At 37.0% G+C, this 25,602-nt stretch carries 28 protein-coding genes and 1 other annotated feature; of the genes, 23 read left to right on the top strand and 5 right to left on the bottom strand.

What is annotated here, in order from left to right:
- Nucleotides 1-10 precede the first annotated feature (10 nt).
- The 6 genes from infC (at nucleotide 11) to ACTWP4_RS17265 (ending at nucleotide 2,914) form a co-directional block, all read left to right on the top strand.
- Nucleotides 11-517 (top strand): translation initiation factor IF-3, encoded by a 507-nt coding sequence (infC, locus tag ACTWP4_RS17240; protein ID WP_443130028.1) that lies wholly within the window; start codon nucleotides 11-13, stop codon nucleotides 515-517.
- A gap of 52 nt (nucleotides 518-569) precedes the next feature.
- Nucleotides 570-764 carry a 50S ribosomal protein L35 gene (rpmI, locus tag ACTWP4_RS17245; RefSeq protein ID WP_443130029.1) on the top strand — a complete coding sequence of 65 codons (195 nt, stop codon included), beginning with the start codon at nucleotides 570-572 and terminating at the stop codon, nucleotides 762-764.
- 59 nt (nucleotides 765-823) lie between these two features.
- Nucleotides 824-1,180: a 50S ribosomal protein L20 gene (gene rplT, locus ACTWP4_RS17250; RefSeq protein ID WP_443130030.1), complete on the top strand. Its 357-nt coding sequence runs from the start codon at nucleotides 824-826 to the stop codon at nucleotides 1,178-1,180.
- Nucleotides 1,181-1,283: 103 nt separating this feature from the next.
- Nucleotides 1,284-2,015, top strand: a complete 732-nt coding sequence (locus ACTWP4_RS17255) for a DUF3784 domain-containing protein (RefSeq protein ID WP_443130031.1) — start codon at nucleotides 1,284-1,286, stop codon at nucleotides 2,013-2,015.
- 13 nt (nucleotides 2,016-2,028) lie between these two features.
- Nucleotides 2,029-2,280 (top strand): DUF1294 domain-containing protein, encoded by a 252-nt coding sequence (locus ACTWP4_RS17260; protein ID WP_443130032.1) that lies wholly within the window; start codon nucleotides 2,029-2,031, stop codon nucleotides 2,278-2,280.
- A gap of 55 nt (nucleotides 2,281-2,335) precedes the next feature.
- Nucleotides 2,336-2,914, top strand: a complete 579-nt coding sequence (locus tag ACTWP4_RS17265) for a TVP38/TMEM64 family protein (protein ID WP_443130033.1) — start codon at nucleotides 2,336-2,338, stop codon at nucleotides 2,912-2,914.
- 1 nt (nucleotide 2,915) lies between these two features.
- Here the strand turns inward: ACTWP4_RS17265 and ACTWP4_RS17270 are convergent, their stop codons facing one another.
- Nucleotides 2,916-3,299, bottom strand: coding sequence for a sigma-w pathway protein ysdB (locus ACTWP4_RS17270; RefSeq protein WP_443130034.1), 384 nt, complete (start codon nucleotides 3,297-3,299; stop codon nucleotides 2,916-2,918).
- 127 nt (nucleotides 3,300-3,426) lie between these two features.
- Between ACTWP4_RS17270 and ACTWP4_RS17275 the strand changes: the two genes are divergently transcribed.
- From ACTWP4_RS17275 to ACTWP4_RS17285, 3 genes are all read left to right on the top strand, one after another.
- A complete protein-coding gene (locus ACTWP4_RS17275) occupies nucleotides 3,427-3,912 on the top strand; it encodes a dUTP diphosphatase (RefSeq protein ID WP_443130035.1) in 486 nt (161 codons plus the stop codon).
- Nucleotides 3,913-3,930: 18 nt separating this feature from the next.
- The gene (locus ACTWP4_RS17280; RefSeq protein WP_443130036.1) at nucleotides 3,931-5,013 is read left to right on the top strand and encodes a M42 family metallopeptidase; all 1,083 of its coding nucleotides are present in this window, start codon (nucleotides 3,931-3,933) and stop codon (nucleotides 5,011-5,013) included.
- A 246-nt stretch (nucleotides 5,014-5,259) separates the two neighbouring features.
- Complete coding sequence (locus tag ACTWP4_RS17285; RefSeq protein ID WP_443130037.1) at nucleotides 5,260-5,706, top strand: hypothetical protein; 447 nt, start codon at nucleotides 5,260-5,262, stop codon at nucleotides 5,704-5,706.
- Here ACTWP4_RS17285 and ACTWP4_RS17290 read toward each other — a convergent pair.
- Together ACTWP4_RS17290 and sspI are read right to left on the bottom strand one after the other, a co-directional pair.
- A complete protein-coding gene (locus ACTWP4_RS17290) occupies nucleotides 5,670-6,302 on the bottom strand; it encodes a lytic transglycosylase domain-containing protein (protein WP_443130038.1) in 633 nt (210 codons plus the stop codon). The genes ACTWP4_RS17285 and ACTWP4_RS17290 overlap by 37 nt on opposite strands.
- Nucleotides 6,303-6,420: 118 nt before the next feature.
- Nucleotides 6,421-6,633 (bottom strand): small acid-soluble spore protein SspI, encoded by a 213-nt coding sequence (sspI, locus tag ACTWP4_RS17295; RefSeq protein WP_443130039.1) that lies wholly within the window; start codon nucleotides 6,631-6,633, stop codon nucleotides 6,421-6,423.
- A gap of 224 nt (nucleotides 6,634-6,857) precedes the next feature.
- Between sspI and ACTWP4_RS17300 the strand changes: the two genes are divergently transcribed.
- The 3 genes from ACTWP4_RS17300 (at nucleotide 6,858) to pheT (ending at nucleotide 11,449) form a co-directional block, all read left to right on the top strand.
- Entirely contained in the window at nucleotides 6,858-7,598 is a 741-nt protein-coding gene (locus tag ACTWP4_RS17300) for a TrmH family RNA methyltransferase (protein ID WP_443130040.1), read from the top strand.
- A 58-nt stretch (nucleotides 7,599-7,656) separates the two neighbouring features.
- Nucleotides 7,657-7,894: a binding site (T-box leader), on the top strand.
- 75 nt (nucleotides 7,895-7,969) lie between these two features.
- Nucleotides 7,970-9,004, top strand: coding sequence for a phenylalanine--tRNA ligase subunit alpha (gene pheS / locus ACTWP4_RS17305; RefSeq protein ID WP_443130041.1), 1,035 nt, complete (start codon nucleotides 7,970-7,972; stop codon nucleotides 9,002-9,004).
- Nucleotides 9,005-9,022: 18 nt separating this feature from the next.
- Complete coding sequence (gene pheT, locus ACTWP4_RS17310) at nucleotides 9,023-11,449, top strand: phenylalanine--tRNA ligase subunit beta (protein WP_443130042.1); 2,427 nt, start codon at nucleotides 9,023-9,025, stop codon at nucleotides 11,447-11,449.
- Between the two features lie 413 nt (nucleotides 11,450-11,862).
- Here pheT and rnhC read toward each other — a convergent pair whose 3' ends face one another.
- Complete coding sequence (rnhC, locus tag ACTWP4_RS17315; protein ID WP_443130043.1) at nucleotides 11,863-12,804, bottom strand: ribonuclease HIII; 942 nt, start codon at nucleotides 12,802-12,804, stop codon at nucleotides 11,863-11,865.
- Between the two features lie 262 nt (nucleotides 12,805-13,066).
- Between rnhC and zapA the strand changes: the two genes are divergently transcribed.
- From zapA to uvrC, 7 genes are all read left to right on the top strand, one after another.
- A complete protein-coding gene (zapA, locus tag ACTWP4_RS17320; protein WP_443130044.1) occupies nucleotides 13,067-13,327 on the top strand; it encodes a cell division protein ZapA in 261 nt (86 codons plus the stop codon).
- Nucleotides 13,328-13,334: 7 nt separating this feature from the next.
- Nucleotides 13,335-13,886, top strand: coding sequence for a CvpA family protein (locus ACTWP4_RS17325; protein ID WP_443130045.1), 552 nt, complete (start codon nucleotides 13,335-13,337; stop codon nucleotides 13,884-13,886).
- A 72-nt stretch (nucleotides 13,887-13,958) separates the two neighbouring features.
- Nucleotides 13,959-15,671 (top strand): DNA polymerase/3'-5' exonuclease PolX, encoded by a 1,713-nt coding sequence (polX, locus tag ACTWP4_RS17330; protein WP_443130046.1) that lies wholly within the window; start codon nucleotides 13,959-13,961, stop codon nucleotides 15,669-15,671.
- Between the two features lie 19 nt (nucleotides 15,672-15,690).
- Nucleotides 15,691-18,039, top strand: coding sequence for an endonuclease MutS2 (locus ACTWP4_RS17335; protein WP_443130047.1), 2,349 nt, complete (start codon nucleotides 15,691-15,693; stop codon nucleotides 18,037-18,039).
- 14 nt (nucleotides 18,040-18,053) lie between these two features.
- Nucleotides 18,054-18,461: a DUF350 domain-containing protein gene (locus ACTWP4_RS17340; RefSeq protein WP_443130048.1), complete on the top strand. Its 408-nt coding sequence runs from the start codon at nucleotides 18,054-18,056 to the stop codon at nucleotides 18,459-18,461.
- 190 nt (nucleotides 18,462-18,651) lie between these two features.
- Nucleotides 18,652-18,966 (top strand): thioredoxin, encoded by a 315-nt coding sequence (trxA, locus tag ACTWP4_RS17345; RefSeq protein ID WP_100359976.1) that lies wholly within the window; start codon nucleotides 18,652-18,654, stop codon nucleotides 18,964-18,966.
- 150 nt (nucleotides 18,967-19,116) lie between these two features.
- Nucleotides 19,117-20,895: an excinuclease ABC subunit UvrC gene (uvrC, locus tag ACTWP4_RS17350; protein ID WP_443130049.1), complete on the top strand. Its 1,779-nt coding sequence runs from the start codon at nucleotides 19,117-19,119 to the stop codon at nucleotides 20,893-20,895.
- A gap of 80 nt (nucleotides 20,896-20,975) precedes the next feature.
- Here the strand turns inward: uvrC and ACTWP4_RS17355 are convergent, their stop codons facing one another.
- Complete coding sequence (locus ACTWP4_RS17355) at nucleotides 20,976-21,401, bottom strand: YslB family protein (protein ID WP_443130050.1); 426 nt, start codon at nucleotides 21,399-21,401, stop codon at nucleotides 20,976-20,978.
- A 343-nt stretch (nucleotides 21,402-21,744) separates the two neighbouring features.
- On the opposite strand from ACTWP4_RS17355, the gene ACTWP4_RS17360 reads away from it, so the two are divergent.
- From ACTWP4_RS17360 to ACTWP4_RS17375, 4 genes are all read left to right on the top strand, one after another.
- Nucleotides 21,745-22,353 (top strand): succinate dehydrogenase cytochrome b558 subunit, encoded by a 609-nt coding sequence (locus tag ACTWP4_RS17360; RefSeq protein ID WP_443130051.1) that lies wholly within the window; start codon nucleotides 21,745-21,747, stop codon nucleotides 22,351-22,353.
- 32 nt (nucleotides 22,354-22,385) lie between these two features.
- A complete protein-coding gene (gene sdhA / locus ACTWP4_RS17365) occupies nucleotides 22,386-24,137 on the top strand; it encodes a succinate dehydrogenase flavoprotein subunit (protein ID WP_443130052.1) in 1,752 nt (583 codons plus the stop codon).
- Nucleotides 24,138-24,156: 19 nt separating this feature from the next.
- Complete coding sequence (gene sdhB / locus ACTWP4_RS17370; RefSeq protein ID WP_443130053.1) at nucleotides 24,157-24,918, top strand: succinate dehydrogenase iron-sulfur subunit; 762 nt, start codon at nucleotides 24,157-24,159, stop codon at nucleotides 24,916-24,918.
- 377 nt (nucleotides 24,919-25,295) lie between these two features.
- On the top strand, nucleotides 25,296-25,520 hold the full coding sequence (locus ACTWP4_RS17375) for a helix-turn-helix domain-containing protein (RefSeq protein ID WP_443130054.1): 225 nt from the start codon (nucleotides 25,296-25,298) through the stop codon (nucleotides 25,518-25,520).
- The last annotated feature ends 82 nt before the right edge of the window (nucleotides 25,521-25,602 follow it).

Here is a 25,602-nt window from a genome sequence, read left to right on the forward strand (position 1 = left end):
TAGCAAAGATATGAACGTCAATGAGAGTATTCGAGCGCGTGAGGTGCGTCTCATTGATTCAAATGGGGATCAATTAGGAGTTAAAACTCGTCAAGAAGCGTTGGACATTGCTCAAACAAGAAACCTTGATTTAGTATTGGTGGCGCCAAAAGCAAAACCACCAGTATGTCGTATCATGGACTACGGTAAATTCCGTTTTGAGCAACAAAAGAAAGAAAGAGAAGCACGTAAAAAACAAAAAGTAATTAACGTGAAAGAAGTTCGTTTAAGCCCTGGTATTGAAGAACATGATTTCAATACGAAGCTTCGTAATGCGCGTAAATTCTTAACCAAAGGAGACAAAGTAAAAGTCTCTATTCGCTTCCGTGGACGTGCGATTACCCATAAAGAATTAGGTCAAAAAGTATTAGAACGTATGGCAGAAGAATGTCAAGATCTTTCAACTGTTGAGCAAAAACCGAAAATGGAAGGTCGTAGTATGTTCCTGATGCTTGCACCTGTAAACGAAAAGAAATAACTCGCTAGAAAGCGATAAGTTAAATAGATTTAGTTTCAAGGAGGAAGTAATAATGCCAAAAATGAAGTCACATAGCGGAACTGCTAAAAGAATGAAAAAGACAGGTTCTGGGAAGGTAAAACGTTCCCACGCATATACAAGTCACTTATTTGCAAACAAGTCTCAAAAACAAAAACGCAAACTACGTAAAGCAGGTCTAGTATCAGCTGGAGACTACAAACGCATTAAACAAATGTTGCCTAAATAAGGCACTAAATTGATTTCAAATAACAGAAAAGATTCGTTGATTTATAGGAGGGAATTATTATGGCACGTGTTAAAGGTGGAACAGTCACACGTAAACGTCGTAAACGTATATTAAAGTTAGCTAAAGGTTATTATGGTTCAAAACATTCATTGTTTAAAACTGCAAAACAACAAGTAATGAAATCAGGTCAATATGCATACCGTGACCGTCGTCAGAAAAAACGTGATTTTCGTAAACTTTGGATTTCTCGTATCAATGCTGCGGCACGTATGAATGATCTTTCTTACAGCCGTTTCATGCACGGTTTGAAACTTGCTGGTGTTGAAGTAAACCGTAAAATGCTAGCTGACTTAGCTGTAAGTGATGAAAAAGCATTTGCACAATTAGCAGACCAAGCAAAATCTGCATTAAAATAAGATCGTAATATATAACGGATAGTTCTGATTAGAGCTATCCGTTTTTTTATATTTCGAAACCTTTGATCATTGAAAACGTAAAAATGAAAAGGAGGGGGTAAAATTGGATACAGGTCTCATCATTTTTGTCATTATAATGGGATGGACATTAATTATTTATGGTGGAATTACATTTTTCATTGTAAAGAAAAAACATAACTACTTGATTTCTGGCTTTTCAAATCGTCCAAAAGAAGAACAAGAGTATTTAGAACAAAATGGCTACATCAATGCAATGGGCAAGTTACTTACCTATACTTTTTATTTATTAGCAATATCATTTGTACTAGGATTATTTTCTGTTCCTTATGGTTTCGAAATTAGTTTAACTTTGTTTATGATTATACTGTTTGCTGGTATTATCTGGATACAGCGGTATGAAGTCCCGCATAAACGAAAGAAAAATTACTGGATCATCGGTATTGTTGCTCCAGTTACTTTGATTCTTATAACAGGCTTATCTATATCTGGATTTACTGAAAATGATATTACTGTCGAAGATGGCTATTTGGTGATCTCCGGGATGTATGGGGAAGAGATTCCATTTCAAGATATTAATCAGGTAGAGAAAATTAACCAGCTTCCAGAGGTGATTGCAAAAACAAATGGTTTTGCAATGACTAATCGATTAAAAGGTGAATTCCGTATGGAAGGATATTCAGAAACCGTTACACTGTTTATATCAGGTGATGCCAATCCTTATCTTGTTATAGAAACAGAGAAAGGTACGATTATTTTTAACCGAGATACAGAAGCAGAAATAGATAGATTATATCAACAACTACAAACTCGTTAAGGTTGTGAAACTAATGTTAATATACGTAGCAATTATGAATATTATTTCGTTATTTACAATGTGGATAGATAAAAGAAAAGCAAGAAAGAAGAAATGGCGTATACCTGAAGGACGTATCTGGCTATTTGCCATCATTGGCGGTGCTCTTGGAGCTACGATCGGGATGCATGTATTTCGACATAAAACAAAACATACACTTTTTGTCATAGGGTTACCTGTTATTGCAATCATTCAATGTGTATTGATCATTATCTATTACAAATAGTTCCTGTCATAAAGGCTCGTCTCTTGTCATATTATTAAAAAGAAGGAGCTGATGAATGATGCCAATTGAAATGCTTAGCCAAATTAAAGTAATGGAAAGCTATGCATTTGTTGCCCCTATGGTATTTATAATGGTACATATACTCCGCCCTCTGTTTTTTATCCCAGTATTACTATTGTGTATTACAGGAGGGGTTGTGTTTGGCTTATTAGCTGGTACCGTATATTCCATTATTGGTTTAATGATTTCGAGCGTTTTGTTCTATCTGATCATTCATTTGTTACCTGCCCTAGAAAAGCGCTGTAAACGATTGGAAGAAAAGCTATTAGGTAATGAATTATCGTTAAATACCATTCAAATTATGTTATTAAGGATGCTGCCTTTTATCCACTTCCATCTTATGTCTTTTTGTATATATAAAAAATCCGTAAGTTTTTCGTCTTACTTACGGACAACTTTTTTTACTGTTATACCTGTAGCCTGTTTTTATACTACTTTAGGTAAAACCATTCAAGAAATATCTATCTATTATGCGGTTCCACTTGTAGTAATGGTTTTAATCCTTGCGTATTTTGTGAGAAGGAAAAAGGTAATTATTAAGTGGCAAACCTTTTTCCAGCAAAAAACAGCCTGAATTATTTTAAATGTAGTTTATTGATTGGATATTTCCATTCAATTTCAGCGTGAGGATAACGAATCAATATTTCTTCTTCTAAGAAGTATATATCCTTGCGCTCAAACCCTTTCAATTTCTCCGGGTTTCTTGTATGCATCACTATGTTAATAACCTCAAAGGCATCTTCTGTGGTACCCAAATACTTTTCTCCTTCAAATATAAACCCTTTATACGTAATGAAAAAGTTTTTCTTAATATTATCATTGTAATCAAGGAAATAAAATTCACTTTTTTCCTGAGCTACTTCAAGCTTCCTTTTTGGATTGACGATATATTTATAAGCAGTATATATTAATACAATCATAGCAATAACAACTAAAAAACGAAAAAGAATAACGATCACAGACATCAACTCCTAATATACAAGACTTCTAAGTATGCTTACGAATCTGGCGATGCTTTGGTTTCAAAAAAATAAATCAAACATGCTATAATATGAGAATAAATCCAAAAACTAAAGGGAGAATAATATGAATTGGCAAACACTTTTTGATATGCAACGAGAATTAGATAACTATATTTTAGCACAACATGATTTGAAAAACGAAAATGTTTTTGATAAAAAGGTATTAGCATTATTAGTAGAAGTAGGAGAATTAGCAAATGAAACAAGATGCTTCAAGTACTGGAGTGTGAAGCCAGCTAGTGAAAAGTCAGTTATTGCAGAAGAGTATGTGGATGGTATTCACTTTATTTTATCCTTAGGATTGGAATTAGGACTAGATCAATATCAGTCTGATAGTCACACTGATGAAAAAGACTTAACAGCATTATTTCATGAGGTCTTCCACTCGATTACTGATTTAAAGGAAAAACAAACGGTTGAAGCATATAAACAAGTATTTGATACATATTTAAAATTAGGTGAAAAATTAGGCTTTACAGCAAATGATATAAAAAAAGCCTATGTAGATAAAAATAAAATTAACTTTGACCGACAAAATCAAGGTTATTAATTCTAGGAGGAAAATAAAATGTCAAACTATGAACAATTAACCATGTTAAAAGAGTTAACAGATGCACGTTCGATTCCAGGTGATGAAAAAGAAGCTCGTGAAGTAATGAAAAAATGGATTTCACCATATGCAGACAAAGTGTATACCGATAACCTTGGAAGTTTAATTGCAGAGAAGAGCGGGGATGAAAAAGGTCCGAAAATCATGGTCGCTGGCCACTTAGATGAAGTTGGTTTTATGGTAACGCGTATAGATGATAAAGGTTTTGTCTATTTTCAAACAGTTGGTGGTTGGTGGAGCCAAGTAATGCTAGCACAACGTGTAACAATTTTGAGCAGAAATGGAGATGTTACAGGTGTAATTGGTTCAAAACCACCTCATATCTTATCTGCTGAAGCTCGCAAAAAACCTGTAGACATCAAAGATATGTTTATTGATATTGGTGCTTCAAGTAAAGAAGAAGCGGCTGAATTTGGAGTGAAACCTGGTGATTCGGTTGTACCATACTTCGAATTTACACCATTGAAAAATGAAAAATTATTATTAGCTAAAGCATGGGATAATCGAATCGGTTGTGCAATTGCGATAGAAGTATTACGCAGATTAAAAGGAGAAGATCACCCTAACCGAGTATATGGCGTTGCAACAGTACAAGAAGAAGTTGGATTACGAGGTGCTAAAACATCTGCACATGCGATTGAACCAGATATTGGTTTTGCAGTGGATGTTGGCATTGCGGGAGATACACCTGGAGTATCAGATAAAGAAGCAGACAGTAAAATTGGGGATGGCCCACAAATAATCCTGTACGACGCGTCTATGGTATCCCATAAAGGATTAAGAGATTTTGTTATCGACACTGCAGATCAGCATCAAATCCCGTACCAATACGCACATTTGGCAGGTGGAGGTACTGATTCAGGTGCCATTCATTTAACTGCAAACGGAGTACCAGCATTATCAATTACCATTGCTACAAGGTATATACACACACATGCCGCGATTTTACATCAAGATGATTTCGAGAATGCTGTGCAACTAATTGTTAAAGTAATTAAAAAATTGGATAAAGATACGGTCGACAACATCACATTTTCGTAAGAGATTATAGTAATATGAGTTGATAAAAGAAAGACCACACGTATTAGTGCCATAGCTGGTATGTGTGGTCTTTTTATAAAGAGGGTAAGAATACATAAACGGAGATTTCTATGCAGGCGTTATCCGCTTTTCTTAAAAGATTTGCGCTTTATTTCTCTGATGATTGTTAAGTGATAAAAGACGTTCCAACACGCCACTTGTTAAAGCAAGTCAAATTTTGCATTTTTTAAGTGATTCGCCAAGTGAATGGAGAGCACGAATCCCGATTATATGGATTTAAAAGGGATTCAAGGAACAAAAGAGAGCATGAATCCCGATTATACGGATTTAAAAGGGATTCAAGGAGCAAAAAAGAGAGCGAATCCCGATTATATGGACTTAAAAGGGATTCAAGGAACAAAAGAGAGCATGAATCCCGATTATACGGATTTAAAAGGGATTCAAGGAGCAAAAAAGAGAGCGAATCCCGATTATATGGACTTAAAAGGGATTCAAAGAGCAAAAGAGAGCACGAATCCCGATTTTACGGATTTACTCTTCCAAATGCTGCAACCAACATTTATAATACAAGAATTAGAAATATACGTAATCAATAGAAAAACCATTTCCGGAAATACGGAAATGGTTTTGTTATACGATACTTTCAGCTTAATGTGCTACGCTAGGTATTTGCCGAGTACTTTTTGGACGTAGGATTGTGTTTCTGTAAATGGAGGAACATCCTTGTATTTATCAACATTTCCAGGACCTGCGTTATAAGCAGCTAATGCTAATGTTTTATTTCCATCGTATCGGTCCAACATTTGTTTTAAATATTTTGCTCCGCCAAAAATATTATCAACTGGATCAAATGGGTTCTGAACACCTAATCCTTTTGCTGTATCAGGCATCAACTGCATTAATCCTTGAGCTCCGGCATTGCTGACAGCTTGTTGATTGTAATCTGATTCTGTTTGGATTACCGCATCAATTAATTTAGGATCTATATTATATTCCGTTGCAGCTTGTTCAATAATAGTAGTTATATCAGGATTAATTGCTGTATTTGAACTATTAGTAGCCGGGTTGTTAGTTATCTGTGATCTTATCGATTGAGCCAATCCAGGATTACTCAAAAAGTATTCAGCAGGAATTTCGTTACTGCTAGATCTATTTGTATAAGATGAATTTCCGATTAAGGATTGAAATAATTGGCTAAAATCAGTGCTCGTATTATTCGAATTGGAGGTGCTTGTTAAAGTAGACATCGCCTGCATTTGCATTAAATGATAAATTGATTGTACGTTCAATGAAACGCGCTCCCTTTTTAGTAGAATATATCTATAATAAATATACAATTTATCACATCAAAAAGCAATATCATGTTTAAAAAGGGAAAGGACTTGAACAAAGTCAAGTCCTTTTGGCTCATTGTTTATTAACAGCTTGTTCTAAAGCGTCGAGCACTTCTGTTTTTTCCGATTCATCTGCTTGTTGCCAATATAGTTCAAATAAAACACCAAGACCAGGAAGCATTTTCTCTTCGCCACTCTGAATGGCATCGACAATAGTTGCTTCTAAATCATTAGCAGAATTACCAGACACGTTGGACATGATTGCTTTTCTTAAATTTAAATCCATATTATCACCCCATCTTTTACATTTTTAACGGAGATGTCTAACTCCGAGTACCTGAAACTAGGCGACTTCCCTAAGCGTACTACTTACCGTGATTCTTTTATCTCAGTTGCTTCGATCTTGTCGCTACGTTTCTAAGCGTGCGCTCTGCGCTTTTCTTAATATAGTTTGACCTGAATAGAGAAAAATATGTATGATAGAAACATCAAAAAAGAGGAATGAGTCATATGCTAACATCTGTTAAGAATGAAAAAGTAAAGAATTGGCGAAAATTAAAAAAGAAAAAAGAACGAGATATACAATCAAAGTTTATGATCGAAGGCTTTCATTTAATGGAAGAAGCACACAAAAGTGATTGGGAAATAATAGAAATTATTTTTCAAACAGGAGTAGAGGTAAGTGCTGACTGGCTTCATTATCCTTCATATGAAGTGGCAGATAATGTGATGGCAGCTCTTACGGATACAAAGACACCACAAGGTATATTGGCTGTTGTCCACAAAAAAAAGTGCAGTGAAAAACAGAGTCAACGAGCATTACTGGTAGATCGCGTCCAAGATCCCGGGAATTTAGGGACGATGATTCGAACTGCAGATGCAGCAGGATTTGATACAGTGATATTAGGAACAGGAACTGTCGACTTATTTAATGATAAAGTCATTCGCTCTACCCAAGGATCAATGTTTCACCTTCATGTTTATGAAGCGAATTTACATGATGAAATTGATCGTTTACAACAGGAAGGTATAGAAGTATGGTCAACAGGGTTAGAGAATGCAACTTATTATCATGAATTGGAAGTGCCTAACAATCTTGCTATCATCATGGGAAATGAAGGTGCAGGCGTAGACTCGGAACTTATGGAAAAAGCAACACGAAATGTTAAAATTCCGATATATGGGCAGGCAGAATCATTAAATGTTAGCATTGCTGCTGCTATACTTATGTATGAAGTAGCAAAAAAATGAACAGTTGGACTTGCATCATTTGCAATGCTTGCTTATACTATATGAAGTAAATACATTTATAAAAGCGTTGAAAGAGCTAGTAAATGTGTGAAAATCGTTTCAAGGGAAGAAGCATCACAGACTGGAAATGCTTCTAACGATCACAGATTGAAATTTCACTCTGGAGCTGACACTTAGACCTTGCGTTAGTGAGTAAAGGTGTTCCGGTTTATGCCGTTATCTTTTAACTTGAGTGGATATAGTATAATCTGTATCAACAAGGGTGGTACCGCGATACATACAGTCTCGTCCCTTTTTCTATAGGGGCGGGACTTTTTTATTTTTACGGCGGTAAGTATAGCCATTTTTCAGAATAAAAAGGAGGTTCAAAAATGAAAGAACAACTACAAGAATTGGAAAATGAAGCACTACAAAAAGTAGAAGAAGCATCTTCACTTAAAGATTTACAAAACGTAAGAGTTGCCTATTTAGGTAAAAAAGGCCCGATAACAGAAGTATTAAGAGGAATGGGAAAATTATCAAAAGAAGAACGCCCTGTCATCGGTGAATTAGCCAACAAAGTTCGAGGAAATATTGCTGAAGCTATCGACAACAAAAAGGCGAACATCGAAGCAGCAGAGCTGGAAAAACAACTGGCTGAAGAAACGATAGATGTTACTTTACCAGGACGACCTGTTCCAACAGGCGGTCCACACCTTCTAACCAGTATTGTCGAAGAAATTGAAGATTTATTCATCGGTATGGGATTCGAAGTCCGTGAAGGTCCTGAAGTTGAAACAGACTATTATAATTTTGAGGCACTAAACTTGCCTAAAGGACATCCGGCACGTGATATGCAAGACTCCTTCTATATTACTGAAGAAATCTTGCTGCGTACCCATACATCTCCAGCACAGGCAAGAACCATGAATGCAATAGAGGATAAACGTCCAGTAAAAATGATTAGCCCTGGGAAAGTGTATCGCCGTGATACAGATGACGCAACACACTCACATCAATTTACTCAAATTGAAGGGCTTTATGTAGACAAAAATGTCCGCATGAGTGATTTAAAAGGGGTATTAGATCGTTTCGCAAAGCAAATGTTTGGCGAAGATCGCGAAATTCGCTTACGTCCAAGCTTCTTCCCGTTTACAGAGCCATCCGTTGAAATGGACATTTCCTGTAAGGTATGTCATGGAGAAGGATGTAGCGTTTGTAAGAAAACAGGATGGATCGAAATACTTGGTGCTGGAATGGTGCACCCGCGTGTGCTGGAAATGGCAGGTTATGATCCAAAAGTATACAGTGGTTTCGCATTCGGTATGGGACCAGAACGAATTGCTATGCTGAAATTTGGTGTAGACGACATTCGTCATTTCTACACAAATGATATTAGATTCTTGAAGCAATATCATCAAGCGTAAGGAGGAGGCAATAAAAACATGTATGTATCATTAAATTGGTTAAAAAATTATGTAGATATCGATCAATTATCCCCAGAAGATTTGGCAGAGCGTATTACCAAATCAGGGATTGAAGTAGAAGGATTAGAACGCTTTGCAAGCCCGGCGAACAATGTTGTCGTAGGATATGTGGAAAGCTGTGAAAAACACCCAAACGCAGATAAATTAAATTTATGTCAGGTTAATGTCGGTGACGAAACATTGCAAATTATTTGTGGTGCACCGAATATCGCAAAAGGACAAAAGGTTGCAGTAGCAAAACCAGGTGCTGTTTTACCAGGTAATTTTAAAATTAAAAAGGCAAAACTTCGCGGTGTAGAATCAAATGGAATGATTTGCTCCTTACAGGAATTAGGTGTCGAAGAGAAATTCGTACCTAAAGAATTTGCTAGTGGAATTTTCGTATTTCCGGAAGATGCGGAAATAGGTGCAGATGTAACGGAACTATTGAACTTAGACGACATTATTGTGGAACTTGGTTTAACACCAAACCGTTCAGATGCCTTAAGTATGCTAGGTGTTGCCTATGAAGTAGCGGCAATTTTAGATGTTCCCATTCGCCTGCCACATACGAATTATCATACAAATGGTGAACAAGCAGCAGATCAAGTTTCTGTTACAGTAGAAGCTACAGGACAAAATCCTTATTATGGTGCCTTTTTAGTGAAAGATGTACAGATCGGTCCATCGCCATTGTGGATGCGAAATTACCTAACGGCAGCTGGTATCCGTCCGATTAATAATGTGGTAGATATCACGAACTATGTGTTATTAGAGTATGGTCAGCCTTTACACGCATTTGATTTTGATAAGTTTGGATCAACTGAAGTAGTTGTCAGAATGGCAAATGAAGGGGAAAAGCTCGTTACACTGGACGATCAAGAACGGACATTGTCTAGTGAACATTTAGTAATTACTAATGGAAAAGAAGCAGTTGCCCTTGCAGGTGTAATGGGTGGTGCTGATTCTGAGGTTTCTGAACAAACCACTACTGTTTTATTAGAAGCTGCTTATTTCGCTGGTCAAACAGTCCGAAAAGCATCGAAAGAATTTGACTTACGCAGTGAAGCGAGCAATCGTTTCGAAAAAGGCGTAGACCCAAATCGTGTTCGCAAAGCTGGTGAACGTGCTTGTCAATTGCTTCAGGAATATGCAGGAGCAACAGTATTAGACGGGGTAGTGGAATATGACCAGTTAGATTACGCTGAAAAAAAAGTTACGATCTGGACACCTACCATTAATAACCGATTAGGTACTACTATTTCTAATGATGAAATAGCTGATATTTTAAGAAAATTAAACTTTAACTATGATCAAGACGGCGAAACATATACTGTTTATGCACCGACTCGCCGTCAGGATATCGTCATTTTTGAAGATATGGTTGAAGAAGTGGCTCGTATTTATGGGTATGACAACTTACCTTTCACCCTACCAAGTGGTGGTGCACAAGCTGGAGGGCTAACGAAAGAACAAGAACTTAAACGTCATGTCAAACGGCTGTTAGAAGGTACTGGATTATCCGAAACGGTAACTTATTCATTAACTAGCAAGGAACGAGCAACTGAGCTAGTTAGTCCGGAAGTAGCTGAGGAGATGGTATCATCTGTCTCACTAGCAATGCCAATGAGTGAAGAGCATAGTACGTTACGTTTAAGTATATTGCCAGAAATGTTATCATCTGTCGCATATAACTTAGCAAGAAAGCAAGCAAATGTGGCGTATTACGAATTAGGTAGTGTCTTTATTTCTAAAGAGGAAATAGTAACAAAACAACCTGACGAACAGTTGCGCTTAGCAGGTGCTTTGACAGGTGAATGGCTTTCGCATCAGTGGCAACAGGAGAAAAAAACAGTAGATTTCTTTGTTGTAAAAGGGATTTTAGAAGCATTGTTTGAATCACTAAATCTTGATGTTACGTTTAGCCAAGCGAAAGTTGATGGTATGCATCCAGGCAGAACAGCACAATTGTTCATCAATGACCGTGCGATTGGTTTTGCAGGTCAGGTCCATCCTCAATTGCAAAAAGACTATGATCTAAAAGAGACATTCGTATTTGATATCAATTTTGATTATATCCTGAAAATTCATGAAAACGAACCAAGTTTTGCTAAGATTCCACGTTACCCAAGTGTAACAAGAGATATTGCATTAGTTGTTGATGAAGCTGTTCAAGCAGGAGCACTTCAAGCAACGATTGCACAAGCTGGTGGAGAATTAATTAAGGATATTCAAGTTTTTGATGTCTATCAAGGTGAACATTTAGCAGAAGGTAAAAAATCGATAGCTTTTAGCTTATTCTATCAAGATCCGGAAAGAACGCTAACGGACGACGAAGTAGAGGCATCTTACCAAGCGATTTTAGAAGCAGTATCAAACGAACACCAAGCCGAATTAAGAGGTTAAAACAAAAAGGCTGCAACTCTCATCAGTTGCAGTCTTATCTTAATTTATCTAGGTGTTCCTTGCATCTGCCAACGGTGATTAAATGGACTTTTCATTTTTGAACTAATAAATGATGGATAATCAAATTACACACTAAAAACATAAACTGCGAAGTTTCTGTGTCTTAACTTTGCTTTCTTCCATTCAACCCTTTGAGAAGTGCAAGAATAGCTCCAGAACACTACGCCAAGCGAAGTATCTTGACGGAGCGTTACATAGCAATCATCTATAAGTAGAATGGAAAAGTAAAAAACTTCATTTTTACTGGTTCGTATCTTTTTTGAATTAAAAATTTGGGTATAAGGTGGTTTGTGCCGAGTATTCCAACTTTTGATAAATGGAAATAGTTAAACTGTTGAAAGAGAGTTTCCTAGTTATTTTTTTAGATAACGCATCGCTTTTTCTGTATTCGCAAAGTGCGTTTTCGCAACTTGTGATAAGGATTCGAGTCCATTTTTCTTGATAATATAAGCAGCAGCTTCATCGACCTTGCTTGAAGCTCCTTTCGGAATGGTAAAGCCGTATTGACTGGAGATCCGGTCCATCTCCTTCACAAACTTAGCACGGGCAATGATCGAGGCAGCAGCAACAGATGTTGAATAGCTTTCAGCCTTGGTCATAAAGAAAGTATCTTTTTCTAATTTTAATCCTTCCTGGCCAATATGTTTCAGGAATGAAGATGGCTGACAAAATTGATCAATTAAGATACCATGAATAGGGATCCGATCGATTTTTGTCCACAATTTTTGGATGGCATGCTGATGGAGCATGGCCTTCATTTTGCCTTGATTCCATCCTTTTTTCTGCAATTTATTATATTTCGTATTGTCTAACGTTAACAAAGTGTAAGGAATGTTCTCTCGGACAATTTCTTTGGCAAGTCGGGCAATGTTATCGTCTGTTAATGTTTTGGAATCGGTAATGCCCATCTCTTTTAGCATTGAAATTTTATCTTCTGGTACATATACTGCACTAACGGTGATTGGGCCAAAATAATCACCAGTTCCCGCTTCGTCCGTACCAATATGTCCATGTGTAAAAAGAGTTTCGGGCGGCTGATAATCATGATCATTAACGGAAACTTTAGAACCCTTACCAGAAGAATTTCCCTTTGCCTTTGCGTCCCATTTCTTCGCTTCTTGTTGAGCTTGATCACCTTGAAACATAACTTTTCCGGTTTTATAGGCAGTAACCGTGGTATTATTGATTTTAGCTAAGAAAAGACTATTCGGCGGAACTTTGGTAATATATTTCTCGTAGTAATCTTTAACTTTGGATAGGTCATTTTTGGAAAATTGTAATACGATGTTTGACAACAGGCTTCGTCCTTTCTTAAACATAAGAGTATAAATTTGCTAGTTAGTTGTGTACTAAAAAACTTGGAGCTTTCCTACCTCCGTAAGTTAAACATAGGCTCGAAAATTGCCGTGATTCCTATCTAGGTTTAGTCTAAGTCCAACGTTTCTAAGTAGTTTTCTATAAGTATAACAGATATAGGTTTTATCAGAATAGTTTTCTATTTGGATGCTTCATGTTAATATTAATTTTAAGGTTATTTGTCTAGAAGGGGGAATCATGGTGTCCCAGCCAGAAAAAACACGGACTACCGTTGATATATATGGAAGACCATATAATATAATAGGAAATGAAAAACCTCAACATATCCGTGCTGTAGCAAATTTAGTAGATGAAAAAATGCGTGAAATTCATGCTGTGAATAAATCATTAGATTCCACTAACTTGGCTGTGCTGACAGCTGTAAATACAATGAATGATTATATTAAACTGAAAGAAGAGTTTGAGGTATTGCAAAAATTACTAGAGGAGAAAGAGGAATAATATTGTCATGGTGAACTTTATATTGATTGTTTTATTAATTATCGGGGTACTTGTTGGTCTGAGAAGAGGCTTTATTCTGCAAGTACTACATCTAACTGCATTTATTATTGCATTTATCGTAGCAGCTACATATTATGATGATGTTGCTTCGAAACTTGAGTTATGGATACCATATCCAGAATTAATGTCTGATTCTTCATGGGCTGTATTTTTAGAGTCATTACCTTTAGAAGCAGCGTATTATAATGCGATTGCATTTGGTGCATTATTCTTTGTAACAAAAATTATATTACAAATAGTAGCAACAATGCTTGACTTTGTTGCGGATTTACCATTGTTGAATGTTATCAATAGTTGGCTAGGAGCTATTCTAGGTTTTATAGAAGTTTATTTACTTATTTTTGTTGCACTTTATATTTTAGCACTTGCACCTGTGTCATTTGTTCAGGATTATATTAATGGTTCGAGTATTGCCACTTTTATTATTGAACATACACCCGTATTTTCGGAGAAACTAACGACGTATTGGTTTGAGAATGACCCATTCAATAATGGTTAATCTAAATACCCTTGCCACTGGATTATGCAAGGGTATTTCACATGTAGAATACTAAAAAGTGAGGGAAACAAGATGTCTGTTAATAAAAAAGATGTCATCAAACTATTAGAAAAAATAGCAACCTATCTTGAGTTAAAGGGCGAAAATCCTTTCAAAATATCTGCTTATCGTAAAGCAGCAACAGCACTGGAACGAGATGACCGTTCATTAACAGAAATAGATGATTTTACGAAATTACAAGGAGTTGGGAAAGGGACGGCTGCTGTAATTACCGAGTTTATTGACAATGGTGAATCAGATACGTTAAAAGAATTAGAAAAAGAAGTACCCAAAGGATTAATTCCACTCTTAAACCTTCAAGGTCTAGGAGGTAAAAAATTAGCAAAACTATATCATGAGTTACATGTAGTAGATGAGAAATCGTTAAGAGAAGCCTGTGAAAAAGGTGAAATTCAAGTATTAAAAGGCTTTGGTAAAAAAACAGAAGAAAAAATCTTAGAAGCATTAAACAGTGCAGGTGACCGACCAGAACGGCTACCGGTATCAATGGTTGTAGCCATTGTAGAAAAAATTCAAGCTTTTCTACATACCATTGAGGAGATCAAACAATTTTCGATAGCTGGAAGTATGCGTCGTTTCCGTGAGACAGTTAAAGATCTGGACTTTATTATTGCGACGGATAAACCGGAAGTGGTCCGCGAAAAGTTATTGCAATTCGAAGATCGTATCGACACAATTGCAGCAGGCGATACGAAGGTTTCCATTGTGGTAGAGGGGCGTTATGATATAAGTGTTGACTTCCGTTTAGTAACGGCAAAAGAATTTCCTACAACGTTACATCATTTCACTGGTTCCAAGGATCATAATGTGTTAATGAGACAGCTTGCGAAGGCACAAGGTAAAAAAATAAGTGAATATGGTGTGGAGGATGTAGAAACAGGCGAAGTAGAAACATTTGATACAGAAGAAGCGTTTTATGAAAGTTTTGGTCTTCACTATATCCCACCCGAAATACGTGAAGGAAAAGATGAAATAGAACTAGCCAAAACTGCGATTGAATTAGTTGATGAAGATGCTATACGTGGCGATTTGCATATGCACACCACTTGGAGTGATGGTGCTCAATCATTGGAAGAGATGGTGATTCGTGCGAAAGAAAAGGGATATGAATATATTGCTATTACCGATCATTCTAAGTATCTACGTGTCGCTAATGGCTTAAATGAAGAACGCTTAAGATTACAACGAAAAGAAATTGAGCAAGTACAGTCCAAACACCCTGACATTCATATATTTGCAGGAATTGAAATGGATATTTTACCTGATGGGCGCTTAGATTTTGATGATGACTTTTTACAAGAGCTTGACTTTGTGATTGCATCGATCCACTCAAGCTTTGGACAATCACAAGATAAGATTCATGAGCGTTTACTGAATGCGCTCGAAAATCCCAATGTTGACATGATTGCACATCCAACAGGTAGACTCCTGGGGAGAAGAGATGGATATGCTGTCGATGTAGAGTGGTTGATTGAGAAAGCAAAAGACACCAATACCATATTAGAATTGAATGCTAACCCTAATCGTCTTGATTTAGCTTCTAACTGGGTAGAACTGGCACAGGAAGAAGGGGTAAACATTGCAATTAATACAGATGCCCATAGTTATGCCATGTTAGAAGACATGACGACAGGTGTAGGGACGGCAAGAAGAGGTAAACTAAAAAAGCAAACCGTTGTTAATACATGGACGAAAAAACAAATAACACAATTTTTAGCGAAATAAATGAAAAGGAGGTCCGTTTATGAACACACGAATTCTCAATGTTTTAGAATTTCATAAAATTATTGAACAACTAGTTGAAAAAGCAGCTTCCTCTCTAGGGATCGAAAAAATACGCAAGCTGAAACCATCAACGGATCTCGATCAAGTCGTGAAATGGCAGGAGGAGACAGACGAAGCCTATCACGTTATCCGCTTAAAAGGAAATGTCCCGCTCGGTGGGATTTTTGATATAAAACCTAGTGTCAAAAGAGCTGTTATTGGTGGTATTTTAAGCGCGCATGAATGTCTCGATGTAGCAAGTACCATTTATGGTGGAAAACAGCTGAAACTCTTTATTGATAAATTGGAAGATATTGAGTTGCCGATCATTCAAGAATTAGCGGATGAAATTGTACCATTGAATGAATTAGAGCGAGAGATTAAAAGTTGTATTGATGATCATGGACATATGATGGATGGAGCATCTGATAAATTACGCGGACTGCGTTCCAAAATTCGTACCAATGAAAATAAAGTACGTGACCGTTTAGATAATTTAACAAAAACGAAAGCAAAAATGCTTTCTGATGCGATTATTACCATTCGTAATGATCGTTATGTATTACCGGTGAAGCAAGAATATCGAAGTGCTATTGGTGGTATTGTCCATGATCAATCAGCATCAGGTCAAACATTGTTTATGGAACCGCAATCTGTTGTGGAATTAAACAATCAATTACAAGCAGATCGAGTTGAAGAGAAGCGAGAAATCGAACGGATATTAAAGGAATTGTCTCAACGAATAGCAGCTGATGAAGGGTTTTTGCTGCAAAATGTTGAAGCTCTAGCAGAGATAGATTTTATTTTTGCACGAGCAAAATTAAGTCATCAGATGAAAGCAAGTAGACCAACGATGAATGATCGTGGCTTGATTAAGATGAAGCAGGCACGTCATCCGTTAATCTCAACTGATGAAGTTGTGGCAAACGATGTTGAATTAGGAGAAGACTTTACGGCTATTGTTATTACAGGTCCTAATACTGGTGGTAAAACAGTTACATTAAAAATGGTTGGCCTATGCACGTTAATGGCACAGTCTGGCTTACAGGTACCAGCACTGGATGGTTGTGAATTAGCAGTATTCTCGGATGTTTTCGCAGATATAGGGGATGAACAGTCGATAGAGCAAAGCTTAAGTACTTTTTCGTCTCATATGACAAACATAGTCGATATTCTAGATACCTTTGATGAAAAATCCTTGCTTCTATTTGATGAGCTTGGCGCAGGCACAGACCCGCAAGAAGGGGCAGCGCTTGCAATGTCTATACTCGATCATGTGCTGAGTAAACAGGCGCGTGTTATTGCAACAACACACTATCCAGAATTAAAAGCATATGGATACAACCGTGACAGCGTGATTAATGCGTCAGTCGAATTTGATATTCAAACGTTAAAACCAACATATCGATTATTAATCGGTGTGCCAGGACGGAGTAATGCATTCGAAATTTCCAAGCGTCTAGGTTTGCATGAATCTATTATTGACAATGCAAAAAGTCATATCGGCACAGATTCGAAAAGTGTGGAAAATATGATCGCTTCTCTGGAAGATTCACGTCGAAAGGCAGAAACAGATTATGAAGATGCTCAAGACATTTTAGAAGGTGCAGAACTGTTAAAACGCGACTTAGAAAAAGAGTGGCAGCAATTTGAAAAAGAACGGGAAACTTTATATAAGAAGGCAGAAGAAAAAGCAGAAAAAGCAGTCGCCAAAGCACGTGAAGAAGCTGAAACAATCGTATCGGAATTACGCAATATGCAAACAGAGGCAGAATTAAAAGAACATGAATGGATTGAAGCGAAAAAATTATTAAATGAAGCTAGACCAAATTTAACGAAAAAACAGGAAAAACAAGCGCCAACTATTGATGAAGACAAAGCGAAAACGTTAAAGCCTGGTGATGAGGTACGTTTATTATCACTAGATCAAAAAGGATCCATCATTGAACAAACAGGAAAAAATGAATTTCAAGTCCAGGTTGGTATAATGAAAATGAAAGCAAAACGAAAAGATCTTTTATTTATTAGAAGAGAAGAGCCTAAACTGGAAAAACCATTAGCAACTGTCAGAGGTTCCGGATATCACGTCAAACCCGAGTTAGATTTACGTGGGGAACGTTTCGAAGACGCCGTTCAACAGCTAGAAAAATATATTGATGATGCCCTGCTTGCTGGTTATAACAAAGTATCAATCATCCATGGAAAAGGAACAGGTGCATTACGAAAAGGGGTTAAAGATTTTGCCCGAAAACATTCTAAAATTACGAGTGCGCGTGATGGGGATATGGGTGAAGGCGGTCTTGGTGTTACCGTTCTAGAATTAAAATAAAAGGAGGCCATGTCATGTCTGACTTTTGGGGAAATATATTTGTCGAAACCGCAGCTCGTTACAGTGTTGCCATTTTATGTTTGATTGTCTTTTTAGTTATTTTTGAACTTGTCACTTCATATAAAAATTGGGAAGAAATTCAACGAGGCAATTTCAGTGTTGCGATGGCAACAGGCGGGAAAATTTTTGGAATTGCTAATATCATCCGTTACTCCATACAACACAATGATACTATTCTTGAAAGCATTGCATGGGGTGGATATGGCTTTCTTTTACTGTTGTTTGGGTATTTTATTTTTGAGTTTCTAACGCCAACCTATAAAATCGATCAGGAAATTGCCAACGATAACCGTGCAGTTGGTTTCATATCCCTCGTTATTTCAGTTGGATTATCTTATGTTATCGGGTCAAGCATCCAGTAAAGGAGTGGCATTGTGAAAACTTTAGCCTATGTTTTAATTGTAATAGCGGTCATCTTTTTAGCTGTTGGAATATATTATGTGATGACTGTATAGTATTTTCTCATCATATAATACTATAAGCAAAGTATTAGGATGATTTTTTTGTCAATGTTATACTTGTAAAGAAATCGGAATAAAGGAGGAATTCTTAATGGCAATTGTAGCAGCAAACGATAGCACTTTTAGTAATGAAACTAGCGAGGGATTAGTAATAGCTGATTTTTGGGCTACTTGGTGTGGACCATGTAAAATGATTGCACCAGTCCTTGAAGAAATAGATGGTGAAATGAGCGATACTGTTAAAATCGTAAAACTTGATGTTGATGAAAACCAAGAAACAGCTGGTAAATACGGTGTTATGAGTATTCCAACGCTTCTACTTTTCAAAGATGGAGAAGTAGTTGACCAAGTTGTTGGTTACCAACCAAAAGAAGCACTTGTTGAATTAATCAACAAACATGCATAATAAAACGTGAGAATCCCTTATTATAGTGAACTTATCCTATAATAAGGGATTCTTTACGGAAAGAGTCTTTTTTTGTATTATAATAATGTTAATATCAAAAAATCTAGAATATATAGATAGACATCACGAAATACCAGGGGAGGTGAAGTGGTGAACGAACATATTAAGGAGAAATTGGCGGTATTGCCAGCGCAACCGGGTTGTTATTTAATGAAGGATAAGCATGGGACTGTTATCTATGTTGGCAAGTCGAAAATTCTTCGTAACCGGGTTCGTTCTTATTTTATTGGGGCCAATGATCAAAAAACACAGCGTCTCGTCCGGGAGATCAGAGACTTTGAATATATCGTTACAAGTTCAGAGATTGAAGCACTGATTCTTGAAATGAATTTAATCAAAAAATATGACCCGAGATATAATGTACTGTTGAAAGATGATAAATCTTATCCTTTTTTAAAAATTACAAACGAACGACATCCACGTTTGATTATTACGAGAAAAGTCAAAAAAGACAAGGGTAAATATTTTGGTCCTTATCCTAATGTATTGGCGGCAAGGGAAACAAAAAAGCTGTTAGACCGATTATATCCTTTGCGAAAATGCAAAAACCCAAAAGGGCGCCATTGTTTATATTATCATATGGGTCAATGCTTAGCTTGCTCCGATATTCCTCCGTCTAAAGAAGAATACCGAAAAATCACACAAGAAATCGCAAGCTTTTTAAATGGTGGTCACAGAAAAATAAAAACGGAATTAAAGGAAAAAATGCTCACAGCTTCTGAGGATTTAAATTTTGAGCGAGCCAAAGAATTTCGTGATTTAATCCAGCATATTGAATCGGTAATGGAACAACAAAAAATGACCATGAAAGACCAGGTCGACCGAGATGTGTTTAATTTTAGCTATGATAAAGGCTGGATGTGTGTTCAGGTATTCTTTATACGCCAAGGGAAATTAATTGAGCGTGATATTTCGATATTTCCGTTTTATGATGAAGCAGAGGAAACGTTCCTAAGTTTTATCGGAAGTTTTTACATGCACCATCAACATCCAAAACCAAAGCAAATTCTCGTGCCGCTTCCAACAGATGTGGATTTATTAAAGCAATTATTAGATGTAGATGTTCATATACCATTGCGAGGACGCAAGAAAGAATTAGTAGAATTAGCCAAGAAAAATGCGGAAATAGCTTTACAGGAAAAATTCAGTTTGATTGAACGAAATGAAGAACGAACCATTCGTGCTGTAGAAAGCCTAGGCGAAAAATTGCACATAGAGACACCACATCGTATAGAATCCTTTGATAACTCAAATATTCAGGGAACTGATCCGGTATCAGCGATGGTCGTGTTTATTGATGGTAAGCCAGCTAAAAAAGAATATCGTAAATATAAAATTAAACAGGTGGATGGTCCTGATGATTATGAGACAATGCGTGAGGTTATACGAAGGCGTTACACACGCGTATTGAAAGAAGGAGCACCATTGCCAGATTTAATCCTTGTTGACGGGGCAAAAGGACAGATGTCGGCGGCTATAGATGTGCTAGAAAATGAATTGGGGTTAGATATTCCGTTATGTGGTTTAGCAAAAGATGATAAACACCGAACAAGCGAATTATTATATGGGGATCCACCAGAAGTAGTTGATTTAGATCGACGTTCACAGGAATTTTATTTTATTCAACGTATTCAGGATGAGGTACACCGATTTGCAATTACTTTCCACAGGCAGCTTAGAGGAAAAAGTGCCTTTCGTTCAAAATTAGATGAAATTGAAGGTGTCGGAGCACAAAGGAAGAAAGTATTACTTACTCATTTTAAATCTGTAAAAGAAATAGAACAGGCATCGGTAGAATCCATTGTAAAGTTAGGGATTCCAAAACCAGTGGCAGAGAATATATTGGATCATCTTCAGGCGGAAAAATAATACCCTGAAGATCAGGAATATCAAATATCGGAGTTGGCTACAGGACGTGGCCAACTCCGACTATTAAAAGTTATGGGGCATTAATTATGTAGAACATGTAAAATAATGTGATCTTTATTCACTTCTGCTACACATTCACAGCTTTTATTAGTTATATGATACATTGTTTCTGCTAAAAATCCGGCTTCTAGTTGAAAGTCGATTTCCTTTAACGTTTGCAATCGAGCTTGAATCAGGCTTCCACCTAATTCATAAATAAAACCACGGCGCTTTTCATTTGCTAACCGCAACTCTCCCCAGCCAGCATGTTGAAAAAATTCCTGCACTTCTTCTGTTGTTGCACACTCTGCTTGTCTAGCTAAGTTTTTACCCATGACATATAAAATAAGGTCGGATTCCTGTCCCAGCATATCTGGTAATCCAACATAGCGAATTAAATCATAGCCACTGCTAGTTGTTTGAAGGTTGGCAAGTACTGTAGCAATGTTTGTCTTTTTATTTGTCACTTGATTGTCCCCTCTCTTACCTCAATCAGAACCTAATACTACATTAACTATTATCACCTTTTTTAATGTTTTCTGCAATCGTTCAAAAGTAACTTTCTCCAATTAGTATGATTAATCGACAAATATTTGAAGAAAAAGAATTCGTTTTCTTGACGCTTTTTCCTGATAGAAGTACAATAGTTGTGGTAACAATATACGAAAATCTTTGGATGGGATGTCCCGTGAGAGGGATGAAACGAAAAAAAGAAACCGTACAACGGGATGTAAAGCGCTTCAACACTTTAAGTGCAAAAAAGACTCGTATGTTGAAAATTATGATGAACTAGAGGGGGGTACACAAAAGGTGGAGAATAGGGAATTCTTTTATCGCAGGTTACATTCACTATTAGGGGTTGTGCCAATCGGGATCTTTTTAATTCAGCACTTGGTTGTCAACCATTTTGCAGTATATGGTCCTGAAAGCTTTAATAAAGCAGCACAATTTATGCATGATTTACCATTCCGTATCATGCTTGAAACCTTTATCATTTTTCTTCCTATTTTATTCCATGCAGTATTAGGTGTGTATATTGTATTCGTTGCAAAAAATAATGTAAGTCGCTATGGCTTCTTCCGTAACTGGATGTTCTATCTGCAACGAATCACAGGTATCATTACACTTGTGTTTATTGTGTGGCATTTATGGGAGACACGTGTTCAAATTGGAATGGGTACTGAGGAACTAAATTACGGATTAATGGAAAATATTTTAGCTAATCCAGTAATGTTCTGGTTCTATGTGATTGGTGTAGTTTCCACTACATTCCATTTCGCAAATGGTTTGTGGAGCTTTTTAGTAAGCTGGGGTATTACCGTTACACCACGTTCACAAAAAATTGCTACATATGCAACACTATTAGTTTTCTTAGCCGTAACATATATCGGAATTCGTGCTTTGTTCGCGTTCGTTTAATAAGTAGTAGGGAGTAAAGGGAGTGAGTATAAATGAGTGATCGCAATATTGTTATTGTTGGCGGTGGTCTAGCAGGTTTAATGGCCACAATTAAAGCAGCAGAAGCAGGCGTACACGTTGATCTATTATCAATTGTACCTGTAAAAAGGTCTCACTCTGTTTGTGCACAAGGTGGAATTAACGGTGCAGTGAATACAAAAGGGGAAGGAGATTCTCCTTGGGAACACTTTGATGATACAGTTTATGGTGGTGACTTCTTAGCCAATCAGCCGCCAGTAAAAGCAATGTGTGAAGCTGCACCTGGAATTATACATATGCTGGATCGTATGGGAGTTATGTTTAACCGTACACCAGAGGGTTTACTGGACTTTCGTCGTTTCGGTGGTACACAGCATCACCGTACAGCATATGCCGGTGCGACAACAGGGCAACAATTATTATATGCTTTAGACGAGCAGGTTCGTCGTTTTGAAGTACAAGGTTTAGTAACAAAATATGAAGGCTGGGAATTTATTTCAGCCATTATTGATGATGAAGGTGTTGGACGAGGTATTATAGGTCAAAACATCAAGTCTCATGAACTAAAAGCATTTAAAGCAGATGCTACTATTTTTGCTTCTGGTGGACCTGGTATTATCTTTGGTAAATCAACGAATTCCGTTATCAATACAGGTTCAGCAGCTGCAGGACTTTACTTGCAAGGAGCTATTTACGCAAATGGAGAGTTTATTCAAATCCATCCAACTGCGATCCCAGGTGATGATAAACTTCGTCTGATGAGTGAATCCGCACGTGGTGAAGGTGGTCGTCTCTGGACCTATAAAGATGGGGAGCCATGGTATTTCTTAGAAGAGAAATATCCAGCATACGGTAACCTAGTACCTCGAGATATTGCAACACGTGAAATTTTTGATGTTTGTGTCAATCAAAAATTAGGTATCAATGGTGAAAACATGGTGTACCTTGATCTTTCACACAAAGATCCTAAAGAATTAGATGTTAAACTTGGTGGTATCATTGAAATTTACGAGAAGTTTGTTGGGGAAGATCCTCGTAAAGTACCAATGAAAATCTTCCCAGCAGTACACTATTCAATGGGTGGTCTGTGGGTTGATTATGATCAAATGACAAATATTCCTGGTATTTTTGCTGCAGGTGAGTGTGATTACACACAACATGGTGCAAACCGTCTAGGTGCAAACTCATTATTGTCATCTATCTATGGTGGTATGGTTGCCGGACCTAATGCAATTAAATACATGGACGGTCTGGAAAAAACAGTTGAAGACGTACCTTCCACTATTTTTGATAACCATTTAAAAGAAGAAGAAGAAAAATTTGAATCATTATTAAATATGCGTGGCGAAGAGAATGCATATCAAATCCATAAAGAGCTTGGGGAATGGATGACAGATAACGTAACTGTTGTACGTGACAACGATAAACTGTTAAAAACAGATGAAAAAATCCAGGAATTAATAGAACGATGGGAAAATATTAATATGGATGATACATCACGATGGAATAATTCTGGTGTAATGTTTACCCGTCAATTGAAAAATATGCTTCATTTAGCACGTGTTATTACGCAAGGAGCATATAACCGTAATGAAAGTCGTGGTGCACATTACAAACCGGAATTCCCAGATCGTAATGATGAAGAATGGCTTAAAACAACGAAAGCATCTTTTGACGAAGTAAATAAAGCACCAAAATTCGAATACGAAGATGTTGATGTATCACTTATAAAACCTAGAAAACGTGACTACAGTAAGAAAAAATAAAAGGGGGTAGCGAGGAGAAATGGCAGAGGAGAAATTAACACTGATAGTAACTCGTCAAGATAGCCCTGAGTCTCCTGCCTATGAAGAGACTTTCAAGGTAAATTACCGTAAGAATATGAATATCATCTCCGCATTAATGGAAACACAAAAAAATCCTGTTAATGCAAACGGACAATCTGTAGCACCAGTTCAATGGGAATCTAACTGTTTAGAGGAAGTTTGCGGGGCTTGTTCGATGGTAATTAATGGGGAACCACGTCAAGCTTGTTCTACACTTGTAGATAAACTAGAACAACCAATTCGTGTTGCACCGATGTCGACATTTCCGGTTGTTCGTGACTTAGTGGTAGATCGTAGTCGTATGTTTGATTCCTTGAAAAAGGTAAAAGCATGGGTTCCAATCGACGGTACACACGATCTTGGTCCTGGACCAAGAATGCCAGAGAAAAAACGTCAATGGGCATACGAATTATCCAAATGTATGACATGTGGTGTTTGCTTGGAAGCATGTCCAAATGTGAATAGCAAGTCTGACTTCATTGGACCTGCACCATTATCTCAAGTTCGTTTGTTCAATTCACATCCAACAGGTGAAATGAACAAGAGTGAACGTTTAGAAGCATTAATGGAAGATGGCGGTCTAGCAGGATGCGGTAATTCACAAAACTGCGTGCAAGTTTGTCCAAAAGGTATTCCTTTAACAACCTCCATCGCAGCACTAAACCGCGATACCAATATCCAATCATTCAAAAACTTCTTCGGAAGCGATAACGCATATTAACGAAAATGAAAAACCTTTCTCCTTTTGATGGAGAAGGGTTTTTTTGTTGCTACTAAGAGTTTGAAGTTGCCATTAAAATACGGATAGTTCCAGCAGTCCATTGACAGTATAAATACGAGTAAAAAAATAATAAATGGACGACAGTTGATAACAAAATTCATCAATCAATCATATGCTATGATATACCATAAGAAGGTGTGAGGAATATGGGGATATGTAGCATGGACCTTATTAAGTTAAACAACTAACAATAAAACTTGTTGCCAATTTAGACGTTTGTAGAGCACAACTTCTCTGTGGTTGACATATTATAAGATTGACTAAGTAATTACCCTCTTATTTTCAACGCCCTAAAGTTAGCAAGGAGGGGTTCACATTTGAAAGATAATGACTACAAGCCGAAGCAATTATTAACGAAAAGGGAAAGAGAAGTATTTGAGCTACTAGTACAGGACAAAACAACAAAAGAAATCGCCCAAGAATTATTTATCTCGCAAAAAACTGTGAGGAATCATATCTCAAACGCAATGCAGAAGTTGGGTGTTAAGGGGCGCTCACAAGCTGTAGTGGAGTTATTGCGAATGGGCGAGTTAAAGCTTTAGATGAAAACCAGTTATTCTACAAAGGAATAACTGGTTTTTCTGTGGTTAGGAATGCATGTGAGAAATAGTGGTTGATAATTGT

The sequence above is a fragment of the Gracilibacillus sp. D59 genome, from assembly GCF_052246695.1.
In the GTDB taxonomy this organism is placed as follows: domain Bacteria; phylum Bacillota; class Bacilli; order Bacillales; family Amphibacillaceae; genus Gracilibacillus.

What these genes read in the sequence shown, in the direction of transcription:
- infC (WP_443130028.1), top strand. Translation starts at nt 11, where the DNA reads ATGAACGTCAATGAGAGTATTCGAGCGCGTGAGGTGCGTCTCATTGAT.
- rpmI (WP_443130029.1), top strand. Translation starts at nt 570, where the DNA reads ATGCCAAAAATGAAGTCACATAGCGGAACTGCTAAAAGAATGAAAAAG.
- rplT (WP_443130030.1), top strand. Translation starts at nt 824, where the DNA reads ATGGCACGTGTTAAAGGTGGAACAGTCACACGTAAACGTCGTAAACGT.
- ACTWP4_RS17260 (WP_443130032.1), top strand. Translation starts at nt 2,029, where the DNA reads ATGTTAATATACGTAGCAATTATGAATATTATTTCGTTATTTACAATG.
- ACTWP4_RS17265 (WP_443130033.1), top strand. Translation starts at nt 2,336, where the DNA reads ATGATGCCAATTGAAATGCTTAGCCAAATTAAAGTAATGGAAAGCTAT.
- ACTWP4_RS17275 (WP_443130035.1), top strand. Translation starts at nt 3,427, where the DNA reads ATGAATTGGCAAACACTTTTTGATATGCAACGAGAATTAGATAACTAT.
- ACTWP4_RS17280 (WP_443130036.1), top strand. Translation starts at nt 3,931, where the DNA reads ATGTCAAACTATGAACAATTAACCATGTTAAAAGAGTTAACAGATGCA.
- ACTWP4_RS17285 (WP_443130037.1), top strand. Translation starts at nt 5,260, where the DNA reads ATGGAGAGCACGAATCCCGATTATATGGATTTAAAAGGGATTCAAGGA.
- sspI (WP_443130039.1), bottom strand. Translation starts at nt 6,633, where the DNA reads ATGGATTTAAATTTAAGAAAAGCAATCATGTCCAACGTGTCTGGTAAT.
- ACTWP4_RS17300 (WP_443130040.1), top strand. Translation starts at nt 6,858, where the DNA reads ATGCTAACATCTGTTAAGAATGAAAAAGTAAAGAATTGGCGAAAATTA.
- pheS (WP_443130041.1), top strand. Translation starts at nt 7,970, where the DNA reads ATGAAAGAACAACTACAAGAATTGGAAAATGAAGCACTACAAAAAGTA.
- pheT (WP_443130042.1), top strand. Translation starts at nt 9,023, where the DNA reads ATGTATGTATCATTAAATTGGTTAAAAAATTATGTAGATATCGATCAA.
- ACTWP4_RS17325 (WP_443130045.1), top strand. Translation starts at nt 13,335, where the DNA reads ATGGTGAACTTTATATTGATTGTTTTATTAATTATCGGGGTACTTGTT.
- polX (WP_443130046.1), top strand. Translation starts at nt 13,959, where the DNA reads ATGTCTGTTAATAAAAAAGATGTCATCAAACTATTAGAAAAAATAGCA.
- ACTWP4_RS17335 (WP_443130047.1), top strand. Translation starts at nt 15,691, where the DNA reads ATGAACACACGAATTCTCAATGTTTTAGAATTTCATAAAATTATTGAA.
- ACTWP4_RS17340 (WP_443130048.1), top strand. Translation starts at nt 18,054, where the DNA reads ATGTCTGACTTTTGGGGAAATATATTTGTCGAAACCGCAGCTCGTTAC.
- trxA (WP_100359976.1), top strand. Translation starts at nt 18,652, where the DNA reads ATGGCAATTGTAGCAGCAAACGATAGCACTTTTAGTAATGAAACTAGC.
- sdhA (WP_443130052.1), top strand. Translation starts at nt 22,386, where the DNA reads ATGAGTGATCGCAATATTGTTATTGTTGGCGGTGGTCTAGCAGGTTTA.
- sdhB (WP_443130053.1), top strand. Translation starts at nt 24,157, where the DNA reads ATGGCAGAGGAGAAATTAACACTGATAGTAACTCGTCAAGATAGCCCT.